12 protein-coding genes are annotated in these 13,316 nt (G+C 59.3%); 10 read left to right on the top strand and 2 right to left on the bottom strand.

Annotated elements, in window-relative coordinates; all coding sequences use genetic code 11:
- Positions 1–12: 12 nt before the first annotated feature.
- From AC1DV6_RS01370 to AC1DV6_RS01355, 4 genes are all read left to right on the top strand, one after another.
- The gene (locus AC1DV6_RS01370; RefSeq protein ID WP_477974402.1) at positions 13–1,824 is read left to right on the top strand and encodes a sensor histidine kinase; all 1,812 of its coding nucleotides are present in this window, start codon (positions 13–15) and stop codon (positions 1,822–1,824) included.
- Positions 1,825–1,873: 49 nt separating this feature from the next.
- Positions 1,874–3,028 carry a rod shape-determining protein RodA gene (rodA, locus tag AC1DV6_RS01365; RefSeq protein ID WP_477974401.1) on the top strand — a complete coding sequence of 385 codons (1,155 nt, stop codon included), beginning with the start codon at positions 1,874–1,876 and terminating at the stop codon, positions 3,026–3,028.
- Positions 3,029–3,330: 302 nt separating this feature from the next.
- On the top strand, positions 3,331–4,791 hold the full coding sequence (gene tldD, locus AC1DV6_RS01360) for a metalloprotease TldD (RefSeq protein WP_477974400.1): 1,461 nt from the start codon (positions 3,331–3,333) through the stop codon (positions 4,789–4,791).
- 201 nt (positions 4,792–4,992) lie between these two features.
- Entirely contained in the window at positions 4,993–6,126 is a 1,134-nt protein-coding gene (locus AC1DV6_RS01355; protein ID WP_477974399.1) for a 3-deoxy-7-phosphoheptulonate synthase, read from the top strand.
- 37 nt (positions 6,127–6,163) lie between these two features.
- On the opposite strand, the gene mpl is transcribed toward AC1DV6_RS01355, so the two are convergent.
- Positions 6,164–7,561, bottom strand: coding sequence for a UDP-N-acetylmuramate:L-alanyl-gamma-D-glutamyl-meso-diaminopimelate ligase (gene mpl / locus AC1DV6_RS01350; RefSeq protein WP_477974398.1), 1,398 nt, complete (start codon positions 7,559–7,561; stop codon positions 6,164–6,166).
- 38 nt (positions 7,562–7,599) lie between these two features.
- On the opposite strand from mpl, the gene AC1DV6_RS01345 reads away from it, so the two are divergent.
- The 6 genes from AC1DV6_RS01345 to AC1DV6_RS01320 all read left to right on the top strand — a co-directional run bounded on the left by AC1DV6_RS01345 (position 7,600) and on the right by AC1DV6_RS01320 (position 12,704).
- Complete coding sequence (locus AC1DV6_RS01345; RefSeq protein WP_477974397.1) at positions 7,600–8,193, top strand: hypothetical protein; 594 nt, start codon at positions 7,600–7,602, stop codon at positions 8,191–8,193.
- Positions 8,190–8,783: a TlpA family protein disulfide reductase gene (locus AC1DV6_RS01340; protein WP_477974396.1), complete on the top strand. Its 594-nt coding sequence runs from the start codon at positions 8,190–8,192 to the stop codon at positions 8,781–8,783. The genes AC1DV6_RS01345 and AC1DV6_RS01340 overlap by 4 nt, the downstream gene beginning before the upstream one ends.
- A 170-nt stretch (positions 8,784–8,953) precedes the next feature.
- Positions 8,954–9,412 carry an acetyl-CoA carboxylase biotin carboxyl carrier protein gene (accB, locus tag AC1DV6_RS01335; RefSeq protein ID WP_477974395.1) on the top strand — a complete coding sequence of 153 codons (459 nt, stop codon included), beginning with the start codon at positions 8,954–8,956 and terminating at the stop codon, positions 9,410–9,412.
- Positions 9,413–9,430: 18 nt separating this feature from the next.
- Positions 9,431–10,780 (top strand): acetyl-CoA carboxylase biotin carboxylase subunit, encoded by a 1,350-nt coding sequence (gene accC / locus AC1DV6_RS01330; RefSeq protein WP_477974394.1) that lies wholly within the window; start codon positions 9,431–9,433, stop codon positions 10,778–10,780.
- 8 nt (positions 10,781–10,788) lie between these two features.
- Positions 10,789–11,667 (top strand): 50S ribosomal protein L11 methyltransferase, encoded by an 879-nt coding sequence (gene prmA / locus AC1DV6_RS01325; protein WP_477974393.1) that lies wholly within the window; start codon positions 10,789–10,791, stop codon positions 11,665–11,667.
- A 32-nt stretch (positions 11,668–11,699) separates the two neighbouring features.
- A complete protein-coding gene (locus AC1DV6_RS01320) occupies positions 11,700–12,704 on the top strand; it encodes a zinc-ribbon and DUF3426 domain-containing protein (protein WP_477974392.1) in 1,005 nt (334 codons plus the stop codon).
- Positions 12,705–12,758: 54 nt separating this feature from the next.
- Here the strand turns inward: AC1DV6_RS01320 and AC1DV6_RS01315 are convergent, their stop codons facing one another.
- Positions 12,759–13,253 (bottom strand): histone H1-like DNA-binding protein, encoded by a 495-nt coding sequence (locus AC1DV6_RS01315; RefSeq protein ID WP_477974391.1) that lies wholly within the window; start codon positions 13,251–13,253, stop codon positions 12,759–12,761.
- Between the last annotated feature and the right edge of the window lie 63 nt (positions 13,254–13,316).

The following is a 13,316-nucleotide window of genomic DNA, read 5'->3' as shown; positions in this document are numbered from 1 at the left end:
GGGATGGGGCGCATGCATGGTTGGCTGCTTGCCTTTTGCCTGCTGCTTCTATGGGCTCCGTATGCTCACGCGTCCTTGCGGTTGACGCAGGCCAAGCTATCTCTGCCCAACATGCCCGGCACGCAGGCGGCGACCGTTGATTTGCCCTACTTATGGGACAGGACGCAACCTGGGCAGTCTGGCGTCGCCGAGTTCGTATTCGACTTCGAGATGGGCAGTTTGGCGCCTGAGCCCTACGGGCTGTATGCCGCAAAAATTGCCAACGGCTACGAGGTATGGCTGAACGGCAAGCGCATTGAATGGTTTGGTGATTTGCAGAGGCCTGCCCGAGAGGATTCCAAACTGCCTCGCATCATCGCGCTGGGTTACGCGCTGCAGGCCGGACACAACGAGTTGCGTATCCGTATTCGCGGCGATGCTGGGCGTCAAGGCGGGCTGTCGCCCTTGCTGCTCGGTACGATGGCTGAGGTGCAGGCGGCGCATATGGAGGTTTGGTTTTGGCGCGTTCCGGCCCGCTTGGGGGTGGTGATTTTCAGTGCTTTGGTGGGAACCATGGGCCTGGCACTGTGGCTCACCCAACTGAACCCGGTGGCGGGCCATGGGCGGCGCGACGTTTTGTACCTCTACATGGGACTGGCGGAGATGTGTTGGGTGTTCCGGGTGGCTGACTCCATCATTGAAAGCCCGCCTCTGCCGGTGGCATGGTGGTCGGTGCTTTCCTCGCTGGCATTGGGCGCTTGGGCGTGTTTGACCACGCTGTTTTGCATGGAGCTGGTCCAGTGGAACCGCGCCCGGTGGGCTGGAGCCATGCGCGGCTGGCTGGCTGCGCTGTGCATTGGCGGATTTTTTGCGGCGACGGCTGGGTGGGTCTTTGTTTGGCCCATTGCCTTGACTGCCTGGTATGGCCTGCTGGGGCTGACATTTCTATTGTTCTGCGCCGCGTTTTCGTGGAGGAGCGTGGTCCAGTTGAAGGACCTCGGTAGCAGTCTGTTTGGACTGTCGATGGCGGTCAATGTGGCCGTAGGGCTGATTGATCTCTATTTATTGCGGATCCGTCCTTCCGTCACGGGTAGCAGCACCTTGTATTTTTCGTCGCTGTTGTTCGGGGTGGCCGCGAGTGTGGTGGTGTTGATGCGGTTCAAGGCCGCCACCTCCCAAGCCGCCCATCTGCAAGCGAATCTTGCCCTGCAAGTTTCCCAAAAAGAGCAGGAGCTCAAGCTGACCTACTCCCGGATGGCAGACATGGCACATAGTGAGGCCCGCAGTGCCGAGCGCACGCGCATTCTGCGCGACATGCACGACGGCGTTGGCATGCACCTGAGCGTGGCGCTGCGCCAGTTGCAAAGCGGCAATGCGGATACGGTTGAAGTGGCCGGCATGCTGCAGGAGGGGCTGGATCAGCTGAAGCTGTCCATCGATGCCTTGCACTTGCCGCCCGGCGACGTGACGGCGTTGTTGGCCAACTTGCGCTACCGGCTGGAGCCGCGCCTGAAGGCATCAGGAATTGACTTGCAATGGCAGGTTGAAGTGCTGGACACAGTCGCTCGGCTGGATGACAAGACCATGCGCCACGTGCTGTTCATGGTGTACGAGGCGGTTTCCAACGTGCTCCAGCATGCACAAGCGACCGAACTGCGTATCGAGGCCGTGCAGACCACGGCCGGGATTCGCATCAGCCTGACGGACAACGGCGTGGGGTTTGATGTGACAACACCCTTACGCAAGGGCCTGTTGTCGATGAAAGAGCGAGCCCAGGCCATCGGTGCGGAACTGAGCTTTCAAAGTGCGCCTGGACAGACGGTCGTTGCAATATTGATCCCCTGACTGGGGCATTTACAAATTTGGGGTGGCGGGCGCGGGATAATTCACCCCCATGGCAACCAAATTCGGCTCAGTCTCCCTGCGTAACCGTATCACCCCCTGGTTTTCGGGGTTTGACGGACCGCTGGCGTTTGCGGTGTTCATGCTGTGCTGCGCGGGCCTGTTGACCATGTATTCGTCGGGTTACGACCATGGCACCCGCTTTGAGGACCATGGCCGCAACATGCTGATTGCGGCAACCATCATGTTTGTCGTTGCGCAAATTCCGCCGCAGCGACTGATGTCGCTGGCCGTGCCCCTGTATGTCTTTGGTGTGGCGCTGTTGATCGCGGTGGCGCTGTTTGGCATCACCAAGAAGGGCGCGCGGCGCTGGTTGTATGTGGGCGTGACGATTCAGCCCAGTGAGATTTTGAAGATTGCGATGCCGCTTATGCTGGCCTGGTGGTTCCAGAAGCGCGAAGGCCAGTTGCGCCCGCTGGACTTTGGCGTGGCGGCCATTTTGTTGGTGATACCTGTGGGCCTGATCATGCGCCAGCCCGATCTGGGCACGTCATTACTGGTGCTGGTGGCCGGCGTATCGGTCATCTTCTTTGCTGGCATGAGCTGGCGCCTGGTGATTCCGCCTGTTGTCATCGGCCTGATTGGCGTCATCCTGCTCATCGTGTTTGAGCCCAGTCTCTGCGCAGATGGTGTCCGATGGCCGGTGCTGCACGACTACCAGCAGCAACGTATTTGCACCTTGCTGGATCCGTCGCGCGACCCGCTAGGCAAAGGGTTTCACATCATTCAAGGCATGATCGCGATTGGCTCCGGCGGCGTATTGGGCATGGGTTTCATGCAGGGCACGCAAACGCACCTGGAGTTCATCCCCGAGCGCACCACCGACTTCATCTTCGCTGCCTACTCCGAGGAATTCGGCCTCTTGGGCAATCTGTTCCTGATCGGCTCGTTCATCTTTCTGGTGTTGCGCGGTCTGGCGATAACGCTGGACGCGCCCACGGTGTTCTCGCGGTTGCTGGCCGGAGCGGTGACGATGATTTTCTTCACCTACGCCTTTGTGAATATGGGCATGGTGAGTGGCATCGTGCCGGTCGTGGGCGTGCCTTTGCCATTCATCAGCTATGGCGGTACCGCGATGGTGACGCTGGGGTTGGCGTTGGGGATTTTGATGTCTATCTCGAACGCCAAGCGGTTGGTGCAGTCGTGACCTCGTCTTAGAACGGCTGGGAGCCAAGCACTTCAAACGCACTCGGTTGGCCATGTCCTGGAAGGCGATTTGCTGGACCCGCAGGGGACGGATGAGCCCTCCGGGACATGGCCAATCGGGTGAGCGCATAACCAGGCAATGGTGACTTGGTCTTCTCTCGCCGGTCGGTGCATCCCAAGCCCCGATGGCCTCATCAGTCCCCTTCGGGTCCAGCAAATCGGCTATCGGGGTTTGGGGCGCACGGACCAGGGTTGTTTGCGCGCTACCACTCCCATTTCCCCTCTGCAGCCTAAAATGGCTCCATGATCTCTCGCGAACCCACTATCGAACGCCTGGCAATTGCCAAATCCCTCCTGCTGACCCCTTTCGGGCTAGACGAGAGCCACCTGACAAAGGCCCTCGACGAGATCAAGGCGCACCAGGTTGATGAGGCTGACCTGTATTTTCAGTACACCCGCTCCGAAGGCTGGAGCCTGGAAGAAGGCATTGTCAAAACCGGATCGTTCTCCATCGACCAGGGCGTGGGCGTGCGGGCCGTCAGCGGCGAGAAAACGGCGTTTGCCTATTCCGACGATATTTCCGAGGCCTCACTGCTCGACGCCGCTCGTACCGTACGAACCATTTCGGCTGCAGCCCATAGTAGACGTGCGCAAGCAGCTACTAAAAACGTAGCAAAGAGCCGCTCACTGTATGCGGGTGTGGACCCGATTTCGACGCTGGACAGCACCACCAAGGTGGAACTGCTGGGCAAGGTCGAGCGCCTGGCGCGTGCCAAGGACCCGCGCGTGGCGCAGGTCATGGCGGGGCTGGCCAGTGAATACGACGTGGTGCTGGTCGCGCGTGCCGATGGCACGCTGGCTGCCGATGTGCGCCCGCTGGTGCGCCTGTCGGTCACCGTGATCGCCGAGCAGAAGGGGCGCCGCGAGGTGGGCTCCAGCGGTGGTGGCGGGCGTTTTGGCCTGGCCTATTTCAGTGATGAGCAGATTTCCCAGTACGTGGATGAAGCGGTCCACGCAGCGGTCACCAATTTGGACGCGCGCCCCGCGCCAGCCGGTGAAATGACCGTGGTGCTTGGCCCCGGCTGGCCCGGCATCCTGTTGCACGAAGCGATTGGCCACGGACTGGAAGGCGACTTCAATCGCAAGGGCTCCAGCGCGTTCAGCGGCCGAGTCGGTGAGCGTGTGGCAGCCAAGGGCGTGACCGTGCTGGACGACGGCACAATCGCCGACCGTCGCGGTTCGCTGAACGTGGACGACGAAGGCAACACCAGTCAGAAGACGGTGCTGATTGAGGACGGCATCCTGAAGGGCTATATCCAGGACAGCATGAACGCACGTCTGACGGGCGTGGCGCCCACCGGCAATGGCCGACGCGAAAGTTACGCCCATGTGCCCATGCCGCGCATGACCAACACCTACATGCTGGGTGGCGACAAGGAACCGGAAGAAATCGTCAAGAGCATCAAGAAGGGCCTGTACGCGACCAACTTTGGTGGTGGGCAAGTGGACATCACGTCCGGCAAGTTCGTGTTCTCGGCCAGCGAAGCCTACTGGGTCGAGAACGGCAAGATTCTGTATCCGGTCAAGGGCGCGACGATTGTCGGTAATGGCCCCGATGCGCTGACGCGCGTGACCATGATCGGCAATGACATGAAGCTTGACAGCGGCGTCGGCACTTGCGGCAAGGAAGGACAGAGCGTGCCGGTCGGTGTGGGGCAGCCTACGCTGCGTATCGACGGCCTGACGGTCGGTGGCACGGCCTGACCGCCGGAGTCATTTTTTGACTGTGCTACATTTCAAAGCATGAATTTCGGCCGTTTCTTTTTTAGCTACTTTTGGTTCTCCTGCGCTTCGGCGGTAGAGAGTTCTGTACGTACCTGAAACAAACGTCCTGAATCCTCCCAAACCGCCGGTCCCCCGGCGGTTTTTTTTTGTGCGAACTTTTAGTGATTTTGGAGCAATGACATGACGACTAAATCCTCTGCATCCACGCAGTCTTGGTACGGACACACCGGACAACCCGACGACCGCACCGGCCAGACCGACGACGAACGCATCAAGGACATCACTGTGTTACCGCCTCCAGAGCATCTTGTCCGCTTCTTTCCGATCCGCGGCACCGCGGTCGAGACGCTGATCTCCGACACCCGCAAAAGCATCCACAACATCATGGCGGGCAAGGACGATCGCCTCTTGGTCATCATCGGCCCTTGCTCCATTCACGACCCGTCTGCCGCGCTGGACTACGCCCGCCGCCTGAAGGAGCAGCGCGAGAAATACAAGGACACGCTGGAAATCGTGATGCGTGTCTATTTCGAAAAGCCGCGCACGACCGTGGGCTGGAAGGGCCTGATCAACGACCCCTATCTGGACGAGAGCTTCCGCATCGACGAAGGCCTGCGCATTGCGCGCCAGTTGCTGATCGAGATCAACCGCTTGGGCCTGCCGGCGGGCAGCGAGTTCCTCGACGTGATTTCTCCGCAATACCTGGGCGACCTGATCGCCTGGGGCGCGATTGGCGCGCGCACGACCGAGAGCCAGGTGCACCGCGAACTGGCCTCCGGCCTGTCCGCACCGATCGGTTTCAAGAATGGCACCGACGGCAACATCAAGATCGCGACCGATGCGATCCAGGCCGCCGCTGGTGGCCACCACTTCCTTTCGGTACACAAGAACGGCCAGGTCGCAATCGTGCAAACCAATGGCAACCCGGACTGCCATGTGATCCTGCGCGGTGGCAAGGCGCCGAACTACGACGCCGTCAATGTGGCTGCCGCCTGCAAGGAGCTGGAGAAGGCCAAGCTGCCTGCGACGCTGATGGTGGATTGCAGCCACGCCAACAGCAGCAAGCAGCATGAGAAGCAATTGGAAGTCGCGCGCGATATAGGCGATCAAATCAAGGGTGGCTCGCGCAGTATTTTTGGTGTGATGGTGGAAAGCCATCTGCAAGCGGGCGCTCAGAAATTCACGCCTGGCAAGGATCAGCCTGGTGCACTGGAGTACGGCAAGAGCATTACGGACGCTTGCCTGGGTTGGGACGATTCGCTGGAAACACTGGATGTACTGTCCAGTGCTGTCCGCGCTCGCCGCTCCAAATAAAAAGTGTCTCTGGCGCGCACAGCGTGTGCGTGGGCAGCTATTGTTTTTGTAGCGCGTCTGCCAATTTTTGGTGGATGCCGCCGAAGCCACCGTTGCTCATGCACAGGATGTGGTCGCCCGGGCGAACGTGCGCCAGCACCTGTGCCATCACACCATCAATGGTGTCGGCAACAAAGGCGCGCGAACCCATGGGCGCCATGGCTTCATGGGCATCCCAGCCGAGTCCGCCGCTGTGGCAAAACGCCAGATCGGTTTCTTCCAGGCTCCATGGCAGTTGCGCTTTCATCGCGCCCAGCTTCATCGTGTTGCTGCGGGGTTCAAACACCGCCAGGATGCGTGCTGTGCCAACCGGACGGCGCAAGCCGTTGACGGTGGTGCGGATGGCAGTGGGGTGGTGGGCGAAGTCGTCGTAAATTGTGACGGGCGCGCTGGCAGCGCCATGCGTGACCATCGCAACACGTGCGCGTACTTCCAGGCGGCGTTTGACGTTCTGAAAACTGGCCAGTGCCGCAGCGGCCTGGGCTGGCGGCACGCCCACATGGTCCGCCGCCGCAATCGCGGCCAATGCATTGAGCTGGTTGTGCACGCCAGACAGTTCCCACTGCACGCGGCCCAGTGGCTTGCCCTGCAATAGCACGTCAAAGTCATGCGGTTCGCCTACAGCGGTGAAGTCGTTGTTGGCCGCGCCAAAGCTGCGCACCTCGCTCCAGCAACCCGCATGCAGTACACGCGCCAGGCTTTCCTCCAGACCATTGACCACGACGCGACCGCTGGCGGGCACGGTACGCACGAGGTGGTGGAACTGCCGCTCGATTGCTGCCAGGTTGTCGAAGATGTCAGCGTGGTCAAACTCCAGGTTGTTCAGGATCGCGGTGCGAGGGCGGTAATGGACAAATTTGCTGCGCTTGTCAAAGAACGCGGTGTCGTATTCATCGGCCTCAATGACAAAGTAACGCCCCTTCCCTAGACGGGCAGAGACGCCGAAGTTCAAGGGTACGCCGCCAATCAGAAACCCGGGTTGCAACCCGGCCTGCTCCAGTATCCAGGTCAGCATGCCCGTCGTCGTGGTCTTGCCATGGGTACCCGCCACTGCCAATACGTGGCGACCTTGCAATACATGCTCGGCGAGCCACTGCGGGCCGCTGGTATAGGGCGTACCCGACTCCAAAATGGCTTCCATCAACGGGTAGCGTGGATTTCCATCTGCCACTCGGGCACGGCTGACCACATTGCCGATCACAAACATATCGGGTTGGAGCGCCATCTGGTCGGCGCTGTAGCCTTCGATCAATTCGATCCCCAAGGCACGCAGCTGGTCGCTCATTGGCGGGTAGACGCCCAAGTCGCAACCTGTAACGCGATGTCCCGCTTCGCGGGCCAACGCCGCCAGCCCGCCCATGAAAGTGCCGCAAATACCGAGGATATGAATATGCATGGGCATTGATTCTAGAGAGGCGGGGCACAATTGCGCACATGGACAGTCTCAAGGAAGAAATTGCCGCGACCGCTGCACGCCTGGTGGTTGAGGAAGGGCAGGAGTACGGCGCCGCCAAACGCAGCGCGATCAAGCTATTGGGCTTGCCTGCTCGCACGCCACTACCGGATAACCAGGTGCTTGAACAAGCCGTGCGGGAGCACATCGAGCTGTTTTGCGCCGATACGCAGCCGGGAGAGTTGCTGAGCCTGCGCTGCCTGGCGCTGGAGTGGATGCAACGGCTGGAGCGCTTTCGCCCCTATGTCAGCGGCGCGGTTTGGCATGGCACCGCTACACGCCATTCCGATATTTACCTGCAATTGTTTTGCGATGACCCCAAGTCCGCCGAGATCAACCTGATAGACATGGGTGTCCGCTACCAGCCGGGTCGGGTCATGGGTTTGCAGGGCGAGCTGGTGGATGCACTGAGTGTGCAGGTGCGCAGCAAGGATCTGGGTGGCTATGTCGGTGTGCACCTGCTGATCTACGATCTGGACGATCAGCGTGGCGCGATGCTGGCCCAGCCCGACGGCCGCAAGCCGCGTGGGGATACCAAGGCGCTGGCTGTTTTGCTGCATGATGGGGGCTTATGACATCCGAAGTGCCTGAAATGATTGCCAAAGCCGAGACGGCTGACACCGCGCCTAACAACCAAAGGCGCGGTTGGTTGGTAGGTGCTGCCGCCTTGGCCGCCGCCGCGGGTGCGGGGCTGTCCTGGTGGCACGACCACGCGCCAGTTGGGGCTGTGCCGGACCCTGTCGCCGAGCCAGCTCCAGGCTTCTGGGGCAAGCAGTGGGAGACGCCCGCTGGACCCTTGTTGGCAACCCAATCCCTGAAAGGCAGACCGTTGTTGCTCAATTTCTGGGCCACTTGGTGCCCGCCATGTGTGGAGGAACTGCCGCTGCTCAACCGGTTTTTCAACGCACACAAGGCCGCAGGTTGGCAAGTCGTAGGCTTGGCCATCGATAAAAAATCGGCCGTGGATCCCTTTTTGCTCAAAAATCCGCTGGATTTTCCGGTGGCCTTGGCGGGGCTTTCTGGGGCAGACTTGGGGCGAACGTTAGGTAATTTGACCGGATCCCTGCCTTTTACGGTGATTATCGGTAGCGATGGGAATGTGTTGCACCGCAAAATGGGACGGATAAGCCCTGAAGATTTGAGTGCCTGGGCTGCGCTAAAATAGAGCCCTGACTCTAGCCTGCGACCGGATCTATGGCATCCGGAATTCGCATCCTTTCTCGGGAAACTTCCAAGCGAATTTATTATTTTGACGATAAATATTGATATTTGTCGTAAGTTAATGTTTTTTGCTGTAAATTCGCCGCTTACAAAATTTTCGTTGTTGGGGACTTCATGGACTTACGCAAACTCAAGACATTGATCGATCTGGTCTCGGATTCCAATGTCTCGGAACTTGAAATCACCGAAGCCGAAGGCAAAGTACGGATCGTCAAGGGCGGTCCGGCGATGGTGCAGGGCTACGCCCCCGCTCCCATGCCAATGGTCGCCGCCGCTCCAGTGGCAACGGCGCCTGCCGCAGCAACTGTTCCTGTTCCATCGGCCGAAGAACCCAGCGCAGGCCATACCGTCAAATCCCCGATGGTTGGAACGTTCTACCGTTCTTCTTCGCCCGGCGCCAAAGCCTTTGTCGAAGTGGGCGATGCCATCAAGGCGGGCGACACCATCTGCATTATTGAGGCGATGAAGATCCTCAATGAGATTGAAGCTGACAAGACCGGTACCGTGACCAAAATCATGTGTGACAACGGCCAGGCGGTCGAATACGGCCAACCGCTGTTCATCATCGAATAAGTCGGCACGCAAAAGACTATGTTCAAGAAAATCCTGGTCGCCAACCGTGGCGAGATCGCTTTGCGCATTCAGCGGGCTTGCCGTGAACTGGGCGTCAAAGCGGTAATGGTGTATTCCGAAGCCGATCGTGAAGCTAAATACGTGAAGCTGGCCGAAGAAGCCGTATGTATTGGCCCGGCCCCTTCTGGTTTGAGCTACCTCAATATGCCGGCCATCATTTCGGCCGCCGAAGTGACCGATGCCGAAGCCATCCACCCCGGCTACGGTTTCCTCAGCGAAAACGCAGACTTTGCCGAGCGCGTCGAAAAAAGCGGTTTCCAGTTTATTGGGCCGACGCCCGAGTCGATCCGCATCATGGGTGACAAGGTCTCGGCCAAGCAGGCCATGATCAAGGCGGGGGTGCCCTGTGTGCCTGGCTCTGAAGGTGAACTGCCTGACGACCCGGCAGCAATCCGCCGCATCGCCAAGTCGATCGGCTACCCGGTCATCATCAAGGCCGCCGGCGGCGGCGGTGGTCGTGGCATGCGTGTCGTTCATACCGAGGCGGCACTGGTCAACGCGGTGGCGATGACCAAGGCCGAGGCCGGCGCGGCCTTCAACAATCCGGCGGTTTATATGGAGAAGTTTCTCCAGAACCCACGCCACATCGAAATCCAGGTCCTGGCAGACAAGCACAAGAACGCGGTCTACCTGGGTGAACGTGATTGCTCGATGCAGCGGCGTCACCAGAAGATTCTTGAGGAAGCACCAGCGCCCGGCATTAACCGCAAGTTGATTGAAAAGGTCGGTGAACGGTGCGTTGCTGCCTGCAAGAAGATCGGCTACCGTGGTGCGGGAACCTTCGAATTCCTTTACGAAGACGGCGAGTTCTATTTCATTGAGATGAATACGCGCGTGCAGGTGGAGCATCCCGTGACCGAAATGGTGACCGGTGTAGATATCGTCAGGACACAGATCATGGTCGCTGCCGGTGAGAGACTGCCTTTTACCCAGCGCGACATTGTGATTCGGGGCCACGCGATGGAGTGCCGTGTAAATGCCGAAGATCCGTACAAATTTGTACCGTCTCCCGGACGGGTCACCATGTGGCATGCGCCAGGTGGTCCGGGTGTGCGGGTGGATTCACACGTGTACACCAACTACTTTGTGCCGCCGAATTACGACTCCATGGTTGGCAAGATCATCGTGCACGGTGACACGCGTGAGCAGGCCATGGCCCGCATGCGCACCGCGCTGGCGGAGACCGTGGTGGAAGGTATCAATACCAACATCCCTCTGCATCGCGAATTGATGGTGGACGCCAAGTTCATGGACGGCGGAACGAACATCCACTACCTTGAGCAATGGCTGGATCACCACAAGCGCTGATCGTCCCCATGTTTGAACTCAGCTTGATGTGCCCGGAGGACCGGGTCGAGTCCATGAGCGACGCGCTGGATGCGCTGGACGCTTTGAGCGTGAGCGTGGAAGACGCCGACGCCCAGACCGATGCTGAGCAGGCGCTGTTCGGCGAGCCTGGCATGCCGCCACCCAAAGACGGCTGGCAACGTTCCCGCATCGTGGCCTTGTTTGCACAGCAGACGCAGGCGCAAGAAGCGTCGACCTTGCTGCAAGCCCAGGATTTCTTTGACGGCTGCAAAATTCTTGCGGTGACAGAAGTGCTCGAGCAGGATTGGGTGCGGCTCACGCAGTCCCAGTTTACGCCGGTGGAAGTGACACCCGAGTTCTGGATCGTCCCGACCTGGCACGAACCCCCTGCGCAAGCGACCCACATCATTCGCCTCGACCCCGGTTTGGCTTTTGGTACGGGAACGCATCCGACTACACGCATGTGCTTGCGCTGGATTGCGCAGCACCCGCAAGCCGGACGCGTGTTGGACTACGGTTGTGGCTCCGGCATTCTGGCTATCGGTGCCGCCAAATATGGCGCAGAGGATGTGGTGGCAGTCGACATTGACGAGGCGGCCGTGCAATCGACTGAACTCAATGCGCAAGCCAATGGGGTCACGCTTGCAGCGGGCTTGCCCGACTTGGCGGCAGGTACCTATGACCTGGTGCTGGCCAATATTTTGGCCACACCGTTGAAAGTATTGGCGCCCTTGCTATGTGCGCATGTGCAAGCTGGCGGCCACTTGGTGCTGGCGGGGATTCTGGCGCGCCAGTCGGAAGAACTCACGGCTGCCTATGCCCCGTATTGCCAACTCTCTGTCAGCGACAGCGAGGATGGCTGGGTATTGATGACCGCCGCGTTTTAGGTACCGGCGCGCGCCCCTACAATGGCACGCAGATGAGTCTGATTACCCAATGCCCGGCATGCTCCACCCTGTTCAAGGTGGTGCCTGACCAGCTCCGCATTTCTGATGGCTGGGTGCGTTGTGGTCAGTGTGACGAGGTCTTCGACGCGAATGCCAATATCCGCTCCGATGTTGCGGTGACAGATGCGCCACAGCATGCACAGGCTTCGCACAACACGCCAACTTTGGCGGCGCCAGCCGCTGATGCTGTTGATATTTCCGTGGATATCGAGGAAGTAGCGCCTGCTACGTTCACGGAGTCGGAACCGCAAGACGATGCGCCGCTTGCTGACGTTTCTGAACATGTGGATCCTTTCCTGAGCAAGAGCCCCAAGGAGTTATCGGATTTCTCTGCAGCGGTTTCAGCAGCCAGTCTGAAGGATGAACTGCGCACGGATGCGCAAGCAAGTGACGGTACGCCCGAGCGGCGCTACATGCAGATGTTTGCGCCAGAGGCGGAAGCGCAGGCGGATCCCAAGCTGTCTTTCATGAAGCCCGTGCGCGCGCCCTCGGTCTGGACGCGCCGTGGCGTGCGGTCAATGCTGGCCTTGTGCAGTATCTTGTTCACCATCGCAGTTGTGCTGCAGGTGGTGGTGCACGAGCGCAACCGCCTGGCGGTGCAATACCCAGAGCTCCGCTCGGAGTTGACTGCTTTGTGTGCGGCAGTGGGGCTGGAGATTGAACCTCTGCGGCAGATTGAGTCCGTCGTGATCGACAGCTCTGCATTCTCCAAAGTGCGTAACGAGGTCTACAAACTGAGCTTCACGCTGCGCAATACGTCGGCAACGGCTCTGGCGACCCCGGCAATGGAGCTGACACTGACCGATATGCAAGACCAGGTGTTAATGCGTAAAGTGTTGAATCCAGCAGACTTTGCGACGATTCCCACCGTGATGAATGCGGGCGTGGAAGTGGGCGCTACATTGCCAGTGTCGGTACGCACGCCGGTGCCGGTCGAGCGCGTGTCGGGTTACCGTTTGTTGGCGTTCTATCCCTGAATGAAAAAAGCCTGACACCTTTCGGTGCCAGGCTTTGAAGCCCATCAATAAAGATTAAGGCTTGCTGGACGTCGGAAACGGCCAAGCCGCTTGCGGGTTCAGCGTGGTCTGCGCAGCTGGAGCAGCAGGCGCTGCTTTGGCAGCGGGTGCTTTCGCGGCTTTCTTCGCAGCGGGCTTTTTCGCTGCTTTCTTGGCGGCAGGCTTCTTGGCGGCAGGCTTCTTGGCAGCAGCCTTTTTCGCAGCTGGTTTCTTCGCAGCGGCCTTCTTGGCAGCAGGCTTCTTGGCCGCTACTTTTTTGGCTGCTGGTTTCTTAGCTGCTACTTTTTTGGCTGCTGGTTTCTTAGCTGCCACTTTTTTCGCAGCTGGTTTCTTAGCTGCTACTTTTTTCGCCGCTGGCTTCTTGGCCGCGACCTTCTTGGCTGCTACTTTCTTAGCAGGCGCCTTCTTTGCAGCTGGCTTCTTAGCCGCTACTTTTTTCGCTGCCGGCTTTTTAGCTGGAGCTTTCTTAGGTGCAGCCTTCTTAGCGGCTGATTTTTTTGCAGTTGCCATCATTTTCTCCTTGATCAATTTACAAAGAGCACTTCTTGCGAGTTGGAGTGCAAAAAGTGATTC

The sequence above is a fragment of the Rhodoferax sp. P2_H8_2 genome (assembly GCF_056403235.1).
This window is presented reverse-complemented; position numbering and strand designations above follow the sequence as displayed.